The following is a 19,467-nucleotide window of genomic DNA, read 5'->3' as shown; positions in this document are numbered from 1 at the left end:
TATATGGAAATTTATTTCTATATACTCTTTTCGATTATTGTTGCCAATTGTGTAAAAAAACGGGGAGTAATGGATGATTTGGATTACAGCGTTTGGCTGATGATATTTCTAACCCTTCATCGTCAGTATCGTCTGTTGCAGAAATAAATGCAAAAATATTTTTGTCAATAATGCCCTCTTGCTTTAATTCATATAGCGTATCGCTCATCATTGTATGGATTTCTGCTTTATGCGAGGCAAATTGTTCACCCGCATTTAATGCTCTATTTAAAAGCTCAAGACTTAATTTTTGTAATAATTCCGTATCATCCTCATGCAAAAATTCGTCTTTTAAAAAGCGATAATCTTCTGGATTGTCTCCATAATTTTCACCAATTTGAAGAAGTGATTTTTCTGTGCCTAGCGTTAAATAAAGGCTGCCACAATCACCGTCTGTTACTAACACGACTGCATATATTTGTTCGTTCTTTAGTGCTTCATACATCGTTGTATAGGCTTCACGTACGGCCAATTTAATCTGCTGCCTCATCTATACACCTACCCTTATCCGTTTTATAATTGAAACTATAGCATGGTTACAGGAGGTTGAGTATGAAAAAGATTATCATTATGCCATTACTTATTTTGCTAATAGTTGGTTGTCAGCATATTCAAGAACCTCTTAGTCATTCAACAATCGAATGGATAGATATACTAATGCTTAATGATATACAATATGAACGTCACTATCCTAAGCCAATGGATGAAGATTCTCCAGTCATAATTGAACGAGGACAGGAAATTGGTCAGGTAATGTATAAAATGGAGGACCGCGCAGGGATTCATCATCAAATGCAAAATGGGCATGCCACCTATTTAGAAAAAGATACAGCAATTTATGAAATAAAAGGCTATCCAACTACCTTACTTGTCGCTGCAAATGATGCTGTTTATGTGGCGCGCTTAAATGAAAGTGCCAAAACAGTAGAGGAGCTTTATCCGATGCGGCAGCTTGTGAAAAATATATATATTGAAAGCACAGAGGATGGCAGGAGATTACATACATTCACACAGTCTGCAAAAGAGCGATTTTTAAACGCATTTTATTCATTGAAACTAGAGGATGTAGAACTAATCGAGCAAGAAGGATTACGCATATTTTTAGAAATTGAGCTACAGAATGGTGTATCGTTTAGACAGCTATATTGGAGTGAATCAAATGTATTCCATAATGGCGCAGTTGGAAATGATGAAATACAGAAAGTGATTATGGACGAACTATCGCAAATGAAATAACTAACGATAAAAATTCAAAATAGATTTATTATGATTCAGCAAAAGAAATCTGCGACGAGTAACCGCAGGAGCAAAATGTTTTCTATACTAAAGGCATAGCGTCAAGCATAATGAATGCTTCAATTGCTTTTTCCTCAGGGGGTGTTCAAACACTCACTGAGTGACCAACATCCTGTTGTCGCAAAGGCTTTGACGCTTTTAGGTTAGAACAAAACTGGACAAGAGTTAACTGAGGCGTAATTGATTGAGAACGAAGGGTGAAAGCATTGTATCCAAGGGGTTTTTTCAGGAAAGCAGTGCACCTTCTTTTAAAGGAGTAACATATATGATTCAGTCTTTTTTAGTTAGCATGCTTTTATATTGTGTGCTGACACTTCCGATTTACGGATTATTGCGCTTTCTTTGGATGAGGCGGCGCATTGTGCATAAGCAACGTGAAACCGTGATGCTATTATTTTTCTGCTTCTGCATTAGCATTTTTTCGCAAACGATTTTGCCAGAGTATTGGTTTGAAAATGGGCGCATCGTTTTGCAATTGGAGCCAGCTTTCTTACGGCATAATTTCACCCCTTTTCAAACAATCTCTTTGTATATGACCCAACTGCATGGACCGATAGCCGAGATTGCCTTTTATAATTTAGCAGGCAATATTATTTTATTTATTCCATTTGGCTTTTTTATCCCTTTATTATGGACAAATATGCGTAGCATGTGGAAAATGCTGTTCGTTTCGTTAGCAATTCCACTGTTTATAGAGGGCACCCAGCTTTTTATCGGTCGCAGTACAGATGTGGATGATATTTTATTAAATGCGATTGCCATTGTGATGGGCTATATTTTGTATCAGATTGCGCAATTTCTAAGAAAAAAGGTTGTAACATCAGGGGCAACTCTTTTAAAATAAGTTAGGATAGAAAAAGGAGACGGAAAAAATTATGACTTTAGAGCAAGATATATTAGCACGTCGCACATTTGCGATTATTAGTCACCCGGATGCTGGGAAAACGACAATTACCGAAAAGCTTTTATTATTCGGTGGCGCGATTCGTGATGCGGGTACAGTAAAAGGAAAAAAATCAGGCAAGTTTGCAACGTCTGACTGGATGGAAATTGAGAAGCAGCGTGGTATTTCAGTGACATCTTCTGTTATGCAGTTTGATTACAATGGACATCGTGTCAACATTTTAGATACACCAGGACACCAAGATTTCTCTGAGGATACGTATCGTACATTAATGGCAGTAGATAGCGCAGTCATGGTTGTCGATGCGGCAAAAGGGATTGAGGCACAAACATTAAAGCTATTTAAAGTTTGTAAAATGCGCGGTATTCCGATTTTTACATTTATTAATAAACTGGATCGTCAAGGGAAAGAGCCTCTAGAATTAATCGAGGAGCTAGAGGAAGTGCTAGGCATTAACGCATATCCTATGAACTGGCCAATCGGTATGGGAAAAGAGTTTTTAGGTATTTATGATCGCTACAATAAACGTATTGAGCAGTTCCGTACAGAGGAAGCAGAGCGCTTTTTACCGCTTGATGAGGAAGGTGGATTAGCAGTTGACCACCCAATGAAAGTGACTTCTTATTATTCACAGGCAATGGACGATATTTTACTATTGGATGAGGCTGGCAATGAGTATTCAGAGGAGAAAATTCGCCGTGGTGAGTTAACGCCTGTATTTTTTGGCTCGGCTCTAACAAACTTTGGTGTGCAAACATTTTTAGAAACATATTTACAATTTGCTCCAACACCACAGCCTCGCTTAACAGAGGATGAGCAGTTTATTGACCCAATTGAGTATGAGGAATTTTCAGGCTTTATTTTCAAAATCCAAGCAAATATGAACCCTGCGCACCGTGACCGTATTGCCTTTGTGCGTATCGTATCTGGTAAATTTGAGCGCGGGATGAATATGACTTTATCGCGTACAGGCAAGTCATTTAAAGTGTCGCAGTCAACGCAGTTTTTAGCTGATGACCGTGAAACGGTGGAGGAAGCTGTTGCAGGTGATATTATCGGTTTATATGATACAGGCACGTATCAAATTGGTGATACGGTTGTTGGTGGTAAAAAAACATTCCAATTTGAAAAATTACCGCAATTTACACCGGAGTTATTTATGCGTGTTAGCGCCAAAAATGTTATGAAATCCAAGCAATTCCATAAAGGGATTTTACAGCTTGTACAGGAAGGCGCAATTCAATATTATAAAACGCTACACACTGAAGAAGTATTGCTAGGTGCTGTAGGTCAATTACAATTTGAAGTATTCGAGCATCGCATGAAAAATGAATACAATGTGGAAGTCAAAATGGAGCCAGTTGGCAGCAAAATCGCCCGTTGGATTGAAAATGAGGACGATGTGAAGGAATCGATGTCCTCTGCACGTTCAATGCTAGTGAAGGATCGCTTCGATAACTTAGTGTTTTTATTCGAAAATGAATTCGCAATGCGCTGGTTCTCAGAGAAGAACGAAAATATTAAATTATATAGCTTATTATAATACTGTAGAGGCTGGGACATAAATAGTTCTAGTCCATACAAAAAATCGAAATCGCATCAGGTGATTTCGATTTTTTGATGTGTGAAAGGAAGAACTGGAAGAAGATTTCCTCTTCCACCTATACTTTCGTAGATTCACGGCCATCAAAGCGAAGCCGATTTCGTTTTCCACCTTCGATTGACCACGAACCGAAAAGCGAGTAAAACCTAAATTAGCCTTCAGACAGCCAAAAACTGGTTCTACATCTACTTTTCGTTGACGGTAGAGAGTTCCTGCTTTGGCTTCTGAAAGCTTTGTACGTACATATGCTTTTTGTTGTTCCCAGTTTTCATTTACCTTGATTTTCCGTGACTTGCCTTCTTGGGCTTTCGTACATTTCTCTCGAAATGGACAACCGGTACAGTCTTCGCATTCATAGATACGAAACGTTCGTTGGAATCCTTCTTTGTCTTCTTGTGTTGACTCATAGCGGAACGTTACTTTTTGCTGGTATGGACAGATATAGGTATCCAACTCTTCATCATACATCCAGTTACTTGTTCGGAAGGGGTCTTGTTGGTATTTTTTGCTTTGCTCTTTTCGATAATGCGTATAGGGAATCACAGGTTCACACTTTCGGTTGTTTCGTACATCTTCATAGTTTGGCTCACTACCATAGCCGGCATCGGCTACGATATGTTGTGGCAATTGAAAATAGCGTCTCTCGATTTCATCCAAGAAGGGAATCAACGTTTTCGTATCCGTTGGATTCGCATAAATGCCATAAGCCAATGTGTACTGTCCCTCTGTCGCAATTTGTAAATTGTAGCCCGCTTTTAATTGGCCATTTTGCATGTAGTCATCCTTCATGCGCATAAAAGTTGCATCAGGGTCTGTTTTGGCATAGCTATTCCGTTTGCCGAAAATCGCAAAATCTCGTTCATATTTCTGTTTGCGGGTGATCCACTCGTTTACTTGCTTCCATTGTTGTTTCGGTGTTTTTCGTTCACTTCGTAGCTGCTTTCGCTCTTGTGCCTTTTCGGATTGCTCGATTCTTTCTGTATAGTCGGCTACGACTTCTTCTAATTTTTCTGCCACCTGCTTTAATTCAGTGATGGACAGCTGCGTTTCCACTTCTTGTTCGATGGCTGGTATAATTTGTTGGTGCAGTAATTCCTCATACAGCTGGTTTGATTTTTCCACCAAACTCGCTTCATATTTTTCAATCGAACGTTTCCACACAAAGGTGAATTTGTTCGCATTTGCTTCGATTTTCGTGCCGTCAATAAAAATGGCTTCTTGCGCAATCAGGTCCTCCTTCACCAGTTGACAACGGAATTGCACGAAACATTGACGAAGCAATTCCTTTGTCAATGGGTGAACACGGAAACGATTGATGGTACGGTAACTTGGTTGATAGCCTTGCGCAAGCCACATCATACGAAGGCTATCTTTCGTCAGGTCTTCAATTCGGCGACCAGAGAACGCTGATTGGGTATAGCCACATAAAATGAGCTTGAGCATCATACGTGGGTGATAGGCTGGACAGCCGGTTTGTTGCAGAAAAGGAGCGAAAGCTTCTGTGGGGATACTTTCCACTAATTGATGAATAGAGAAGGCGATATCGTGTTCTTGTAATTTTATTTCAACATCCAGCGGTAAAACTAATTGATTCATGTTATAATCTTTAAACATAAGGATCCTTCTTTCTAGATTGATTTTGTGTGGTAACTTAATTTTATCAGAAGAGATCCTTATTTTTAATCCAAAAATGAAAGCCGGTGAAATTTTACTGATTGTAAAATTTCACCGGCTTTTGAATTTGGGGATGGGTTTTGTCCCAGCCTCTTTCTTTGGCTCTTCAACAGGTAATGATGTGCATAATGTCGAATAAAGAAGGTGAAGCTAGAGTAATGAAGATGAAGGAGTATATAAAATGAAAGTAACTGAATTTTTTGTGAGGCGCCCTGTTTTTACAATTGTGACGATGGCACTCGTCCTTATTTTAGGGGCAGTCTCACTTTTTAAAATACCGGTGACACTTATTCCGAATTTAAATCCACCGATTGGCGTTGTGGTGACGAGCTATCCAGGGGCAAGCCCGCTTGAAGTCAATGAAAAAGTGACGAAGCCTTTGGAAAGTAGCTTGGCTACATTGCCTGGCATTAAACGATTGCAGTCTACCGCACAGGAAGGTGCTAATTTAACGATTGTAGAATTTAGCTGGACGACAGATATGAATGTGATGCAAACAGAGATTATGCAGCGTTTAGATATGGTTTCGTTACCTGAGGGAGTAGGGAAGCCATCATTTATGAAATTTGATCCATCGCAATTTCCAATTATTCAACTAGGCTTACAGGCGGAAAGCGCTAATGTAGACATACGACAGTTGGCTGAATCGTTAGAGCAGGAGCTAAAGCGAACAGAGGGAGTCGCAAGCGTGAACGTTTCTGGGAAAATTGTTGAGGAAATTCGCATAGTGTTAGATGCGGACAAATTACAAGAGAAAGGTTTAACGCAAACAGATATTATGCAGCTTGTACAGGCAAATAATATTTCCTTGCCAGGGGAGACGGTGTCAATAGAAGGGCAGCAATTAACGACACGCATTGTGAGTCTCTTTACATCTCCTGAACAAATTGCAGAGCTGATTATTTCGGTTAATCCATTGACGGGAGAATCGCTGCTGTTGCGAGATATTGCTGCTGTAGAGCGTGCCGAGCAGCCACAAGCAACGATTACACGGGCAAATGATTATCCTGCACTATTAATCTCAGTTTTACAACAATCGGATGCTAATACCGCACAAGTATCAGATGCTTTTCAAGAAGCATTAGCAAAACTGTTAGCTCAGCCACAGTACGTAGATGTGACAGCACATGTATTGTTTGACCAAGGCGATTATGTGCGCTTAGCCATTGATAATATTACTTCTTCTTTGCTATTTGGTGGTCTTTTTGCAATGCTTGTCCTCTTTGTTTTTTTACGTAGCTTTATTAGTCCTTTAATTGTTGGGATTGCGATTCCTTACTCGGTGATTGTGACATTTGTGCTTATTTATTTTGCCGATTTTTCCTTAAATATTATGACGCTTGGTGCGCTTGCATTAGGTATTGGGATGCTCGTCGATAATGCCATTGTTGTTATCGAAAATATTGAGCGTCATATGGCGCTTGGTAAATCACCAAAAGAGGCAGCCTTAAATGGTACAAAGGAAGTCAGCCTTGCCATTATTGCATCTACATTAACGACAGTTGCTGTATTTTTACCAGTTGTTTTTATTACAGGCTTAATCGGACGAATTTTTACGGAGTTCGCCTTAACGATTGCATTTAGTTTATTCGCCTCACTTGTTGTTGCATTAACGGTTGTTCCAATGCTTGCAAGCTATTTATTAAAGCCAAAAATGACCAATTTAGCACAACGACGCAAAGAGTCAAAATTTTATCAAGCATATGACAAAATGATTCGCTGGGGATTGCATCATCGCGCCCTTGTTTTAATTACGACAGCTATTTTATTTGCGGTAACAGGCTTTATGCTTTACCGTACAGGCACTGAATTTATTCCATCAACAGATGAGGGCTATGTATCATTGCAAGTACAATTGAAGGCTGGCTCATCTATCGACGCAACAGAACAGGTTGTAGCAGATATTGAGGATTACATACAGCCATTTCAAGAGGTAGATGTTGTTGTCAGTGTAATTGGCGGAAACCAACAATCGATGTCACGTGGTACGAGTCGAACAAATGAAGCGGAGCTTTATATTAAGCTTGTACCAGTTGCAGAGCGCAACAAATCAATTTTTGAGCTTGTAGAGACGATGGAACAGGATTTAGCCGAAATCGTTGAAGAGCGTGCAGAAATCGAATTTTCTTTAACTTCATCATCTGGCTCGACACCAAATACATTGACATTTCGTGTAACCGATTCAAATGAAACGCAATTGCAAGAAGCGGTGTTTGCCATTCAACAAGCAGTAGAGGAAATTGATACAGTAAGTGAGGTAACGACCGATTTAGATAGCACAGTTGAAGAAATTCATATCGAGGTCAAGCAACAAGCAGCGAAGGATTACGGCATGTTGCCTGCGCAAATTGCACAAACGGTAGGAAGCATGACACGTAGTCTTTATACAACGCAAATTATCGCAGAAGATGGCGTTGTTTTACCTGTTATGACGAGCTTTGGCGATACTTTTAATAAGAGCATTGAGGCGCTAAAAAGCATGAAATTGCGCACACCAGCAGGTCTTTTTGTTGCACTAGAAGATGTGGCTACAATCGAATTAGCCCAAAGACCAACAGCGATTCGACGCTCAGATCAAGCTTCAGCAGTCGCCTTTTTCGTTCAATATGCGACAAAGGAATCGTTAAGCGGCATTTCAGCAAAGGTGGACAAAGCGATTGCGGAAGTGCAGTTAAAGGACACGACACGCGTGATATTTAGTGGAGATCGCGAGCTATTTGATAGTGCGAAAAATGATATGATACTCGCAATATGCTTGGCACTTGTTTTAGTTTATATTGTAATGGCAGCACAGTTTGAGTCATTTAAATATCCGTTCATTATGTTATTTAGTGTACCTTTAATGGTTATAGGTGTGGCACTTGCTTTGTTTATAACGAATACATTGCTTAGCATCACAGCAATCATCGGGATATTGGTGTTAGTAGGTATTGTTGTAAACAATGGTATTGTACTCGTTGATTATATGAATCAGCAAAAAGAGCAAGGCAAGTCATCTGCTGAAGCGATTTTAATTGCCTGCCAGGATCGTTTGCGACCGATTTTGATGACCGCCTTAACAACGATGCTTGGATTAATTCCATTGGCGCTTGGCATTGGTGAAGGAACTGAACTCAATCAGCCAATGGCAATTGTTGTCATAGGAGGGCTTTTCGCTTCAACAGTGCTTACGTTATTCATTGTGCCAATTATTTATAGCTTGATGGATAAGGAAACACGCCATCTAAAGAAATGGGTTGCGAAATCATAAAGTTTCAAGTATACTATTCCTACAGTTGAATATCCATTGACATTATGTCAAAGGGGAGTAGCTATAAGAACTGAGGGACTGCACCTTGCAGCCTTAATGAACTTATTTCACATTCGTCATTACATGGTGATTGCCATCGGGTGTGATAGCAATGAATTTGCTTAGCAAGACCTTTGCCTGTTTTTTAGGCATAGGTCTTTTTTGTTGCCTTAAAAGTATAGGAAATGGGTATACAAAAGATAGAGGAGGAATTGATAATGGAAGCAATATTATTAGAATACGCATGGGTACTTGTTGTACTTGTTGTATTGGAAGGCTTGCTTGCAGCCGACAATGCAGTCGTTATGGCAGTTATGGTAAAGCATTTACCGCAGGAACAACAAAAGAAGGCTTTATTTTATGGATTATTCGGGGCATTTATATTTAGATTTGCTGCTTTATTTTTAATCACGATACTTGTTAACTATTGGCAAATTCAAGCTTTAGGTGCAGCCTATTTATTATTTATTTCAGCTAAACATATTTATGATGCAAAGTTCAAAAAAGACGATGGTGAAGAGCAAGTGAAGGAAAAGAAAGGCTCTGGCTTCTGGATGACGGTTGTGAAGGTAGAGTTAGCTGATATTGCGTTCGCAATCGACTCAATGCTTGCAGCAGTAGCGATTGCAGTGACATTACCACATTTGACAGAATATCATGTTGGCGGCATTAACGCAGGGCAATTCTCAGTAATGTTCCTAGGTGGTTTAATTGGCTTAATCATTATGCGTTTTGCAGCGCAATGGTTTGTAAAAATATTGAACAAGCTACCATCTCTTGAAACAGCGGCATTTTTAATTGTTGGCTGGGTAGGGGTTAAATTAGTTATTTTAACATTAGCACATGAAAAAGTAGCGTTAATTCCACACGATTTTCCACATTCAACATTATGGAAAGTGACATTCTGGGTTGTGTTAGTAGCAATCGCAGCAGGTGGTTACTTCTTCAGCGTAGCGAAAAATAAAAAACAAGAGGCTTAATTGAAGGCAACTATCGGATAACTTTTCGATAGTTGCTTTTTTAGTGAGTTATACCCCTTTTCTTTTTTCCTAACATTGTCTATACTAATGACTACTTAGAGAAGGAAAGGGCATTTTGATGAAAAAGAAAAAGAAGCAACTAAGATTAGTTACGCCATTCCAGCTACTTGTATCTTATTATTTTATAGCGATTGCAACATCATTTTTTTTACTTCGATTGCCATGGGTGCATCAGGAGGGCATTGAAGTCGCTTATTTAGATACATTATTTACAGCAGTAAGTGCAGTCAGTGTAACAGGCTTAACTGTTTTTGATATTTCGGAAACGTATACGACATTTGGACTTGTTATGCTGCTAATTGTTTTGCAATTAGGGGCAATCGGCATTATGTCGCTTGGTACATTTATTTGGTTACTTGTAGGTAAGCGAATTGGCATGCGTGAAAGACAATTAATTATGATTGACCATAATCAATATAAATTATCAGGCGTTGTCCAATTAATTCGCGAAATCGTGAAAATATTATTTTTCATCGAGGCTGCTGGAGCAATTGTGCTAACCTTGCATTTTAAGCGTTATTTTGATACATGGCAAGAAGCATTAACACATGGTATTTTCACATCCATTTCGGCAACGACAAACGGCGGCTTTGATATTACAGGCATGAGCTTACAGCCATTCCATTTGGATTATTTCGTGCAATTTGTCACGATGCTATTAATTGTGCTTGGCGCAATCGGCTTCCCTGTATTAATTGAATTGAAGCTGTTTTTAATGAAAAAAGATCCAACATTCCGCTTTAGTCTATTTACGAAAATTACGACAGCAACATATGGCATCTTGTTTATTATTGGTACATTCGGCATTTTAGCACTCGAAAGCTTTCATTCATTTAAAGGAATGTCATGGCATGAGGCATTTTTTTCAGCGATGTACCATTCCGTTTCGACACGCTCAGCAGGTTTAACAACTTATGATGTGCAAACATTCGGTGAGGCGACAGATGTCTTTATGAGCTTTTTAATGTTTATCGGATCATCGCCTAGCTCAGTTGGTGGGGGGATTCGCACAACGACGTTTGCAATTGCCATTTTATTTTTAATTTCATATGCAAATGGTCGTGAGGAGATTCAAATATTCGGACGTGAAGTGCATATGATTGATGTGTTCCGCTCATTTGTTGTCATTACATTAGCATTATTTATGGTATTTTTAGCAACGATTATGCTGTTAATTTCAGAGCCACATGCAACAGCGACACAGCTAATCTTTGAAATTACCTCCGCATTCGGAACATGTGGTATGTCTCTTGGCATTACAAACGATTTATCGACATTTGGTAAGCTAGTCATCATGGTGCTAATGTTTATCGGGCGTGTCGGCATTATTTCGTTTTTATATACGCTAGGTGGCAATACGAAAAAATTGAAATACCATTATCCAAAGGAACGGGTAATTATTGGGTAAATAAAATAGGTGGCTTTATATCAGGGTTTATAAGGGATTATTGAAGGGGATAATAGCATTTGTCCCCTTTTTGACCCCTGAAGCTCAAAAATTGAGGTAGTTTATAAATTTTTCGATGGATTTTTGTTCATGATTTTGAGTGACATGCAAATATGTGTTTGCTGTAATATTTATATTTTTATGCCCCAACCTAGTGGATACTGTTTTAATATCGACCCCTGCCTCTAACAATAAAACAGCATGTGTGTGTCGTAGTAAATGTGTTGATTTTCTTTCAGGTATTTTAGCATAACGTAAAAAGTTTTTCATCATATCTTGTGGTTTTGTATGATAAAATAACTTGCCTGTTTCATCTACCATGACATACTCTGATTCTATATAAGTATCATCATTAGATTTATTTTCTTCTTGCCATGCTTGAAATTCTTTTAATAAGTCATTTAACTCGTCGTCAATAACTATTGTTCGATATGATGCATCAGTTTTTAACGGTCCTAAGCCGTCTCGAGTGCGTTGACGATCAATTGTCATAGTTTGATTTTCAAAGCTTATATCTTTCCACATTAAACCCAAAAGTTCGCCGCTACGAATACCTGTTTTGAGTAAAATATGCACCATCACTTTTTTAAACATTTCTTGTGTTTCCATAACTTCTAGCAACTTTTGTGATTCCTCTAAAGTCAAAAATATTATTTTATTGTTGTCTTCATCTTTTTTGATAGAAATAGAACGTAATTTATTTTTCTCAAGTCGTTCGTGTTCCACAGCAGTATTGATAATAGACATCATTTCACCATGTATTCTGTCAACGGTGTTCTTACTATAATCATGTTCAAATAATAATTCATTTATAAAGATTTGGTATTCTTCACGATTTATGTTCTTTAATTTATAGCCACTAAATCGTGCTAATAACTTTTTTTGTCCATTTTCAGCTGAAACATTACTGGATTCACGGCGCTGGGAATCATGGATTTTTTTGTAGCGTTGTACCCAGTCCTCAAACAACATTTCTCCCTTACGTACTTCATCAATGCCACCTTTAAACAATTTTTCTTCAACTAATATTGCAGCAGCACGTGCAGCGGATTTAGAAGAGAATCCACTTTTAGATAATGTTTTTTGTTGTCCACTTTCATTGTATTTTATTCTATATTCCCAAGAGTTACCGCGTTTGCGATAGTACGCCATATTATCACCTCATACTTTTTAGAACATTTGTTCTTTTGATATTTATAAAAATAGCCCCTTATATTTCAGTTCCGCAAGTTGAATAGGAACATTATGTAAGGTAGCTACATCATATATTGTTTTTTGTTCATGAAAATCAAATAAATCACTATCCGTTATTAACAATTCTGCTGCAAATTTATTAGCTTCACGCTCGATTTTATCAACAGATAAAAGTGTATTATTTCGCATGAACGGTGTGTTAACTCTTTTGTGCAATACTGCGTGTCCTAATTCATGAGCACAGACAACGCGTTGCATCTGTTTATCTAAATTGTTATTTATCACAATATACCGATTGCGCCTGTCATATTTGTAATATCCGTTAATTTCGTGATGTAAGTCGTGTTGTAGTACGTGAATATTCAAGTGTGTAGCTAGAGAGTAAGGGCATCCAGTATTATATTTCTCTTGTAATTGTTTAACTATGTTTTTTATCCACAATCGCAATCACTTCGCTTTACACTATAGTTTATACTTTTTATTCATCGTTTCTGTATTTCTTTGGCGTATATTTTTTATTGATTCGCTGGGTTTGTCTAAGTAGTAATTCCATTGATTCCAGTAACGATTCTTTTGCTTCATCGCTTAAAGGTTCGCCGTCAAAGGCTAGACCGTCCGAATTTTCGAGGTCTGCTTCGAACTGTTTCAAACGTTTGGCGATGTCTTTTTCTGCTTTATTGTCATATTCGGTCTTACTGCTTCCTACACCTAACAAATAATCAGTTGATACATCAAAGAATTTAGCGATTAACTCTAATGTAGAGAAATCTGGTTCACGTGTTCCTTGCTCATAATTTGCTAATTTCCCTCTTGAAAAACCTAATCTATCTGCCAATTCATATTGACTTAGATTTTTTGACTTCCTTAGTTTTTTCAACCGTTCAGAAAACATACTTTTCACCTCTTCGAAATTGATTATATAAGCAGAAACTCTACGTTTCTACTAAAAAGTAAAAAAAGAAACAAAAAGTTTCTTAAAAGTATTGACAGAAACAAAACGTTTCTGATAAGATGGGATTAATTCAGAAACAAAACGTTTCTTAAAGGAGGTGATATCATGAAAAACCCCAATAACATTCGCGCTCGTTTAATTGAATTACGTGGAAATAAAGGGCGAACTGATGTGGCGGCAGACTTAGGTATAACACCACAGATGTTAGGAGCTATTGAACGTGGGGATAGAACACCGTCTTTACCTCTCGCAAAAAAAATCGCGGATTATTACCAAACGACTGTAGATTCAATTTTTTTTGCGGAAAATAGACACGATATGTTTCTTAAGAAATTAGCATAGGAGGGTTTATATGGATCAACTAATCCAAACAGCAACTAATGAGCAAGGGGAAATCATTGTAAGTGGTCGTGAGCTTCATGAGTTTTTAGGTATTAGCACTAAGTATATGGACTGGATTAAAAGGATGTTTGACTACGGATTCACTGAAAATGTTGATTTCACCGTGTTTCTCAAAAATGAGCCTGACGTAACGGCTTTCGGCGGTATACGAAAAATCACTGACCACGCATTGAAATTAGATATGGCGAAAGAAATTTCTATGATTCAACGTAATGAAAAGGGTAAACAAGCGCGACAGTATTTCTTGCACCTTGAACGTCTTTGGAATAGTCCGGAAATGGTTATCAAACGTGCTATGGACTTTCAACAACAGAAAATCATTCAACTCGAAACTCAAATTCAAGAAGACAAGCCATATACAAAATTCGGACGAGTTGTGGCGATTTCAGATGGAGCAGTAAATATAGGTACATTCGCAAAAATGATATACGAAAAACACGGAATAAACATCGGTCGTAATAAGTTAATGGCATGGCTTCGTGACAACGGCTACTTAATACGTCAAGAAGGCGCTGAAAAGAATCTACCTAAACAGCGTTATATTGAAAATGGTTGGTTCAGAGTTCGCCCCGCTATCATCGCTAGAACAGATGGAGATGTCCAAAAAGGAACGCCTCTCATTACGGGTAAAGGGCAAGTTGCTCTATTGGAGATTTTATACAAAGAATTTAAAAACGAAGGAGCATAAAAATGACTATTAAGAATATTTCGATGGGCGACGCTAATTTTGAGGTAAAAACACAAATCGGTGAGGATTGTGGATTTTTGTTTTCATTATCTTCATTTTATGAAGATGGTAAAAGAGATGTTGCAGAAGTTTATATCGGAGTTGACGAGGCAAAACAAATTATCGAAGTGCTTCAAGATTCTATTAAATTCGCTGAAAGTTTAAATGAATGAGGAAGGCGCAAAAGCGCCATATGTAAGGAGGGAAAGTATGGGGCTAATTCAATTTGATGAAGCACAATTTCTTGACATGGCTCAAGAAGAAATGCGCAAGGAGGCTAAAGCAAGGTTAGATCAAGTAGAAAACGAATTTGTCTTTTGGGATGTAAACAAGCTTTGCGAAAAAACTTGTATGTCACGTAGTTTTGTGTTTAATACATTTTTTTGGCTACCTGACTTCCCAAAAAAGAAAGTTGGTGGAAAGTGGTTAATGTCGCCAAAAAAGGTTGCTGCTTATCTTGAAACTTGGCTTGATAAGCAGCCATAACCGAGGGCTATCGGTTTTAAGAAGAGCTAGGGCAATAGCTCAATGCAAGTTAACTTGCTAACTAAATAATACAACAAAATTTAATATACATGTGTTCGATGTGGGAACATGTTCTAATTTCGAACACTAAGGAAATTGGAAGGAAGAAAAATATGCAAGGTGTACATTTGAAAAAATTTAGAGTAAAAGCAAAAATGACTCAATCTGAAATGGCTGAGGCAATACATAAAAGTCGCTCGGCTATTTCTAAAATTGAGAATGATGAACAGGTAATTGATCCATTTTCGTTGGTCCGTTGGACGCAAGTAACTGGTTGTGAGGCACAGGCAGCAATCATCATGTTTGGTGCAGATGTAATCGCACAAGCAGCGCACATGCTGACACTAGTTCCAGCGATGATAATTTGGTGGTGAAACAATGAAATGGTTACTAGATTACTTTTTTATGATTGATGACTGGCGAGAGCTTAGTGATAGCGATTTGACTTATCTTGCACTATTAGGTGGGGCAATTATATTAACTATTATTTTCGCAATTAATTTTTGGTAGGTGATGAAACTATGAAACCAGCTGTACGTTTAGCACAAATAGAGTTGGACACACCAAACTGGCAGAGCAATCCTGCATTGGTTGCAGAGGTCAAAAAGTTACGTGAGTTGATTGGCTATGGCAAACACGATTTTGCTCCTAGAAAGGACATGTATAGGTATACAGTCTATCGTGACGGTCAACTAGTGTTTGAAGGATCAGCTAAAGAAGTGACATCGTATTTAAATCTTGCTACACCAACGGTGCGAAATAGGGCGGCTTATGGTCATACCGGGGTTAAAGGGACGATGAAGGGGATACGAATAGCACGTATTGATTTAAGGAAACTGGAGATAGTAGGTGAAGCAGATGAAGTGGTTTAGGTCATGGAAGTGGACAAGCTTAACAACAGAACAGTGCATTGTGTGCATGTCAGAGTGCATTAAAAAAGCTGCTTAATCGCTCCAACGATTAAACAGCCAGTACAAAGGAAAGTTGATATTAATATGTAAGTCTCATTATAACACACAGGGTGGGAAAAAGGAGAGATTTTTATGACTGAGTGTGAATCAACTATTGTAGCTATCAATCAAGTATTGGAGGACACAACACTTGATAATCAAACAAAATTAGAGCGCGTTGAAGCGTATGTGCATGTTTTTATTAGCAATCAAAAACTTACATTGGAAGATGTACTTTAATACGCATGGCGTTTGCGAAAGCAATTTCGCTCTCGTCAAGCAGTCTATAAAGACCTCCTCGCAGGTTGGTTACCTGTTTGTAGGCTGCTTGATGGGAAGACCATCGGGAAGGTGGTGAAATGAATGCAGGGTAATAAAGTCAAGTGCCCATATTGTGAGTACGAAAACATTGTGACTGGCGCATTGTCAGATTTAAACAGTGACAACACGACGGATTGGGAATGCGAGAACTGCGAAGGTGAGTTTGAATTGCAAGCGGAGTTTGAGCCATCTTGGAGCGCTAGCAAAATCGTATATGCAGAATGCAAAAACTGTGGTGATGTCAGCAGAGATTTTAAGCGACGTGGACAGGTTTTTCCTTATCCCGAAATGTATAAGGTCGATGTGCTTTGCGAGCCTTGTTGGCGCAATGGTGTATTGGAAGAGATGGAAGATGAAAGGGGTAGGTTAATTTGAAAGTAGCAGCACACACGCATTGTGGAGAGTGTCGTAAGCGATTTTCGGCTGGCGAGATAGTTTATTACACGTGGTACGAAAACGACACGTTTTGCAGTTATTGCAAGGCTCAGCTTAATGAAAAAGTGTCAGCCGAATACTTGGATTGGAAGCAACGCATTGTTAAAAAGTAGCAAGGGAGGGGCTTGGCTTATGAAACTATGGGAAATTATCGAAGCGTGCGCTCATGGTGCATATATCGCAGGCGACACATTTGTTAATGAGATGAAGCAAGAAATCTATTTCGATGGCTATCATATCAAAGGTATGGACAAGGTTGATTTAAATGCTACATGGGCGTTTGTTGAGCCTAAAATCGCTTAGTTAGGAGGTTAATAGTATGGAATGTTATGAAGTACAAAACATGATGCGGACAGGCTTTCCAGACGGGAAATATCCAGTTGAGGAAACTTGTGAAAATTGTGGTGATGGAGTAGACAAGCATATTGAATTTGATGATGTGAAATTTTGCAACGTTAAGTGTTTAGGAGAGTACATGGTGGAACAAGGTTATGCAAATGTCAGCAAATGAAAAAGCCCACTGCTGGAACAGTGGACAAGTAAAACAAATTCTAGCGCCATTGTAGCGCATACAGGAGGAAATTTCAATGAACAACTTAACGGAACAATTTAACAACCCACAAGCAACTCAACAATTCCAAGGTGGCGCATTAGCTATGGCTAGTGCTTCACGCGAAATGGAAGAGGTCAAAGGGCAGATTTTCATGGCGAAACAGTTTCCTAGGAACATTTTCGCTGCTGAGCAACGCATTTTAGATACTTGTAAACGCCCAGCGCTTGCGGCAGTTGCGATGTATCGCTATCCGAAAGGCGGAACGAATGTTACTGGTCCATCTATTCGCTTAGCTGAGGCAATTGCTCAAAATTGGGGCAACTTATCATACGGTATACAGGAACTAGAACAACGAAATGGCGAATCTGTTGCGAAGGCGTTTTGTTGGGACCTTGAAACGAATGTACGTCAGGAAAAAGTATTTACTGTAAAGCATGCTATTGGTTTAAAGGGTGGAAAACTTAAGCAACTCACTGACCCTAGGGACGTATATGAAAAGGTAGCTAATGATGGCGCTCGGCGCTTACGTGCCTGTATTCTTGGTGTTATTCCAGGTGACGTTATTGATAAAGCTGTTCAACAATGCACTGATACATTAGCGGGCAATAGCCAAGGTCCATTAAAAGACCGTGTTGCTAAAATGCTAGAAGGTTTTAAAAATCATTATCGTGTAACACAAGAAATGGTTGAAGAAAAATTTGGATATAGCGCCAATTCATTCACTGAATTTGATTATGTAGAGCTTGTAAACATTGCCAACAGCTTAAAAGATGGCATGAGCAAGGTAGAGGACTGGTTTAACAAAGAAGATGCCAAAAAAGCCGATGGCGGCTTAGGAGCAGAGTTTAAAAAAGAGGTGAAGGACGATGCAGCAGCCAACGCCAACGTTCCAGCTAACGAAGGATAACTACCATTCGCGAGAAGCAAACCAACATTACATGAGCGTGTCGCAATTTAAGCAGGCTATGACATGTGAGGCAGCCATGATTGCGGAGTTAAAGGGCGAGTTTACTCGTCCTCACTCTACAGCTTTATCGGTAGGTTCATATTTACATGCCGCATTTGAGAGTGACGAAGCTTTCGCTCAATATGCCGAAGAAAATCACGACAGTATTTTTAAAGCGCGTGGTGGCAAATATGCTGATTACGAAAAAGCTGACGAGATGATAGAAACCATCAAAAATGACCGATTTTGCATGTTTGCACTTGAAGGTGAAAAAGAGGTCATTATGACAGGTGAGTTATTTGGCGCACAATGGAAAATTAAAGTCGATAACATCAATCACCAGCGAGGGTTTTTTACGGACCTTAAAAGCACGCAGGAGCTAGCTAAGCGCTATTGGAGCGAGAAGTACAGCAACTATGTGTCATTTGTACAAGCTTACGACTACGTGCTGCAAATGTACGTATATCGCGAAATCATCTACCGAAATACAGGGCGATATTACAACCCTTACATTGTGGCCGTTACAAAAGAATCACCACCCGACAAAGCCGTTTTGCACTTCGATAGCGAGCGTTTTAGCTTTGAGAGTGAATATATCCAGTTGCTCCTTCCGAGCATGTTAGAAGCAAAGGCTGGCACGAAAAATGGACATCGTTGCGAGAAGTGTGCTTATTGTCGAGCGACGAAGCAATTAGAAAGCTCATTCGAAATTGAGTATTTACTAGATTAGGAGGTTTAGGTATGCACGAAAACCGACTACGCATATTGATGGCAGAACGCCGTATCAGCATTACGAAATTAGCTAGTGAAGCTGATATTTCAAGAACAACACTCACAAATATTTATTATGAAAGAGCGAAGGGAATTACGTTTGAAACACTTGATAAGCTGTGTATTCACTTGGAATGTACGCCTAATGATTTATTAATAATCAAAACATAGAAGGAGTAGTTATATGGAAATTAAAACAAGAGATACAGTGAAGATATTAAATTCGGATGGTCAAGAAATTGCAATCGGGACTGTTGCAAATATCAATGAATTTCGGGAGCCTGATTTGAAGTATGCAGTGTCAATTGAAGGCTATAGTGGCTTTGTGTTTGTTGGAAAAAACCAATTACAGAAGGTAGAAGCGATATAGGGCTTAAAAGTAAGGAGGGGAGGGGACGG

Annotated in this window: 26 protein-coding genes; 21 read left to right on the top strand and 5 right to left on the bottom strand. The window is 38.8% G+C overall.

Features of this window, described 5'->3' with window-relative positions:
• Nucleotides 1-34: 34 nt before the first annotated feature.
• Entirely contained in the window at nucleotides 35-529 is a 495-nt protein-coding gene (locus R6U77_RS01020) for a DUF4303 domain-containing protein (protein ID WP_319837078.1), read from the bottom strand.
• Nucleotides 530-591: 62 nt separating this feature from the next.
• Here R6U77_RS01020 and R6U77_RS01015 point away from each other — a divergent pair, with 62 nt between their 5' ends.
• The 3 genes from R6U77_RS01015 (at nucleotide 592) to R6U77_RS01005 (ending at nucleotide 3,782) form a co-directional block, all read left to right on the top strand.
• Nucleotides 592-1,275 (top strand): hypothetical protein, encoded by a 684-nt coding sequence (locus R6U77_RS01015; RefSeq protein ID WP_319837077.1) that lies wholly within the window; start codon nucleotides 592-594, stop codon nucleotides 1,273-1,275.
• Between the two features lie 325 nt (nucleotides 1,276-1,600).
• Nucleotides 1,601-2,179 (top strand): VanZ family protein, encoded by a 579-nt coding sequence (locus tag R6U77_RS01010; protein ID WP_319837076.1) that lies wholly within the window; start codon nucleotides 1,601-1,603, stop codon nucleotides 2,177-2,179.
• A 31-nt stretch (nucleotides 2,180-2,210) separates the two neighbouring features.
• Nucleotides 2,211-3,782 carry a peptide chain release factor 3 gene (locus R6U77_RS01005; protein ID WP_319837075.1) on the top strand — a complete coding sequence of 524 codons (1,572 nt, stop codon included), beginning with the start codon at nucleotides 2,211-2,213 and terminating at the stop codon, nucleotides 3,780-3,782.
• Here the strand turns inward: R6U77_RS01005 and R6U77_RS01000 are convergent.
• Nucleotides 3,777-5,456, bottom strand: coding sequence for an IS1182 family transposase (locus tag R6U77_RS01000; RefSeq protein ID WP_319837074.1), 1,680 nt, complete (start codon nucleotides 5,454-5,456; stop codon nucleotides 3,777-3,779). The genes R6U77_RS01005 and R6U77_RS01000 overlap by 6 nt on opposite strands.
• 241 nt (nucleotides 5,457-5,697) lie before the next feature.
• Here R6U77_RS01000 and R6U77_RS00995 point away from each other — a divergent pair, with 241 nt between their 5' ends.
• From R6U77_RS00995 to R6U77_RS00985, 3 genes are all read left to right on the top strand, one after another.
• A complete protein-coding gene (locus R6U77_RS00995; RefSeq protein ID WP_319837073.1) occupies nucleotides 5,698-8,766 on the top strand; it encodes an efflux RND transporter permease subunit in 3,069 nt (1,022 codons plus the stop codon).
• A 257-nt stretch (nucleotides 8,767-9,023) separates the two neighbouring features.
• On the top strand, nucleotides 9,024-9,785 hold the full coding sequence (locus R6U77_RS00990) for a TerC family protein (protein WP_319837072.1): 762 nt from the start codon (nucleotides 9,024-9,026) through the stop codon (nucleotides 9,783-9,785).
• A gap of 115 nt (nucleotides 9,786-9,900) precedes the next feature.
• Nucleotides 9,901-11,253: a TrkH family potassium uptake protein gene (locus R6U77_RS00985; RefSeq protein ID WP_293929706.1), complete on the top strand. Its 1,353-nt coding sequence runs from the start codon at nucleotides 9,901-9,903 to the stop codon at nucleotides 11,251-11,253.
• A gap of 84 nt (nucleotides 11,254-11,337) precedes the next feature.
• Here the strand turns inward: R6U77_RS00985 and R6U77_RS00980 are convergent, their stop codons facing one another.
• From R6U77_RS00980 to R6U77_RS00970, 3 genes are read right to left on the bottom strand one after another with little or no spacing between them, the layout of a single operon-like run.
• Nucleotides 11,338-12,444: a tyrosine-type recombinase/integrase gene (locus R6U77_RS00980; protein WP_319837071.1), complete on the bottom strand. Its 1,107-nt coding sequence runs from the start codon at nucleotides 12,442-12,444 to the stop codon at nucleotides 11,338-11,340.
• A 42-nt stretch (nucleotides 12,445-12,486) separates the two neighbouring features.
• Nucleotides 12,487-12,933, bottom strand: coding sequence for an ImmA/IrrE family metallo-endopeptidase (locus R6U77_RS00975; protein WP_319837070.1), 447 nt, complete (start codon nucleotides 12,931-12,933; stop codon nucleotides 12,487-12,489).
• A gap of 31 nt (nucleotides 12,934-12,964) precedes the next feature.
• Nucleotides 12,965-13,378: a helix-turn-helix domain-containing protein gene (locus tag R6U77_RS00970; RefSeq protein ID WP_319837069.1), complete on the bottom strand. Its 414-nt coding sequence runs from the start codon at nucleotides 13,376-13,378 to the stop codon at nucleotides 12,965-12,967.
• 165 nt (nucleotides 13,379-13,543) lie between these two features.
• Here R6U77_RS00970 and R6U77_RS00965 point away from each other — a divergent pair, with 165 nt between their 5' ends.
• The 15 genes from R6U77_RS00965 (at nucleotide 13,544) to R6U77_RS00895 (ending at nucleotide 19,438) form a co-directional block, all read left to right on the top strand.
• Nucleotides 13,544-13,780 (top strand): helix-turn-helix transcriptional regulator, encoded by a 237-nt coding sequence (locus R6U77_RS00965; RefSeq protein ID WP_319837068.1) that lies wholly within the window; start codon nucleotides 13,544-13,546, stop codon nucleotides 13,778-13,780.
• Between the two features lie 10 nt (nucleotides 13,781-13,790).
• Nucleotides 13,791-14,528, top strand: a complete 738-nt coding sequence (locus R6U77_RS00960) for a phage antirepressor KilAC domain-containing protein (protein WP_319837067.1) — start codon at nucleotides 13,791-13,793, stop codon at nucleotides 14,526-14,528.
• Between the two features lie 2 nt (nucleotides 14,529-14,530).
• The gene (locus R6U77_RS00955) at nucleotides 14,531-14,740 is read left to right on the top strand and encodes a hypothetical protein (RefSeq protein ID WP_319837066.1); all 210 of its coding nucleotides are present in this window, start codon (nucleotides 14,531-14,533) and stop codon (nucleotides 14,738-14,740) included.
• Nucleotides 14,741-14,777: 37 nt separating this feature from the next.
• Nucleotides 14,778-15,053 carry a group-specific protein gene (locus tag R6U77_RS00950; RefSeq protein WP_319837065.1) on the top strand — a complete coding sequence of 92 codons (276 nt, stop codon included), beginning with the start codon at nucleotides 14,778-14,780 and terminating at the stop codon, nucleotides 15,051-15,053.
• Between the two features lie 152 nt (nucleotides 15,054-15,205).
• Entirely contained in the window at nucleotides 15,206-15,466 is a 261-nt protein-coding gene (locus tag R6U77_RS00945) for a helix-turn-helix domain-containing protein (protein ID WP_319837064.1), read from the top strand.
• 4 nt (nucleotides 15,467-15,470) lie between these two features.
• On the top strand, nucleotides 15,471-15,602 hold the full coding sequence (locus tag R6U77_RS00940; protein ID WP_293929060.1) for a hypothetical protein: 132 nt from the start codon (nucleotides 15,471-15,473) through the stop codon (nucleotides 15,600-15,602).
• A gap of 11 nt (nucleotides 15,603-15,613) precedes the next feature.
• Entirely contained in the window at nucleotides 15,614-15,964 is a 351-nt protein-coding gene (locus R6U77_RS00935; RefSeq protein WP_319837063.1) for a hypothetical protein, read from the top strand.
• A 171-nt stretch (nucleotides 15,965-16,135) separates the two neighbouring features.
• Nucleotides 16,136-16,282 carry a hypothetical protein gene (locus R6U77_RS00930; protein ID WP_319837062.1) on the top strand — a complete coding sequence of 49 codons (147 nt, stop codon included), beginning with the start codon at nucleotides 16,136-16,138 and terminating at the stop codon, nucleotides 16,280-16,282.
• 123 nt (nucleotides 16,283-16,405) lie between these two features.
• A complete protein-coding gene (locus R6U77_RS00925) occupies nucleotides 16,406-16,738 on the top strand; it encodes a hypothetical protein (protein WP_319837061.1) in 333 nt (110 codons plus the stop codon).
• 192 nt (nucleotides 16,739-16,930) lie between these two features.
• A complete protein-coding gene (locus tag R6U77_RS00920; protein ID WP_319837060.1) occupies nucleotides 16,931-17,101 on the top strand; it encodes a hypothetical protein in 171 nt (56 codons plus the stop codon).
• 16 nt (nucleotides 17,102-17,117) lie between these two features.
• Nucleotides 17,118-17,309 (top strand): hypothetical protein, encoded by a 192-nt coding sequence (locus R6U77_RS00915; protein WP_319837059.1) that lies wholly within the window; start codon nucleotides 17,118-17,120, stop codon nucleotides 17,307-17,309.
• Nucleotides 17,310-17,385: 76 nt separating this feature from the next.
• Nucleotides 17,386-18,258, top strand: coding sequence for a hypothetical protein (locus tag R6U77_RS00910; RefSeq protein ID WP_319837058.1), 873 nt, complete (start codon nucleotides 17,386-17,388; stop codon nucleotides 18,256-18,258).
• Nucleotides 18,218-19,027 carry a PD-(D/E)XK nuclease-like domain-containing protein gene (locus R6U77_RS00905; protein ID WP_319837057.1) on the top strand — a complete coding sequence of 270 codons (810 nt, stop codon included), beginning with the start codon at nucleotides 18,218-18,220 and terminating at the stop codon, nucleotides 19,025-19,027. The genes R6U77_RS00910 and R6U77_RS00905 overlap by 41 nt, the downstream gene beginning before the upstream one ends.
• An 11-nt stretch (nucleotides 19,028-19,038) precedes the next feature.
• On the top strand, nucleotides 19,039-19,239 hold the full coding sequence (locus tag R6U77_RS00900; protein WP_319837056.1) for a helix-turn-helix domain-containing protein: 201 nt from the start codon (nucleotides 19,039-19,041) through the stop codon (nucleotides 19,237-19,239).
• 13 nt (nucleotides 19,240-19,252) lie between these two features.
• Complete coding sequence (locus tag R6U77_RS00895) at nucleotides 19,253-19,438, top strand: hypothetical protein (RefSeq protein WP_319837055.1); 186 nt, start codon at nucleotides 19,253-19,255, stop codon at nucleotides 19,436-19,438.
• Nucleotides 19,439-19,467 lie beyond the last annotated feature (29 nt).

The organism is Lysinibacillus louembei, from assembly GCF_033880585.1.
GTDB lineage: Bacteria > Bacillota > Bacilli > Bacillales_A > Planococcaceae > Metasolibacillus > Metasolibacillus louembei.
The sequence above is the reverse complement of the archived record's forward strand: the minus strand, read 5'-3'. Positions and strand labels throughout refer to the sequence as shown.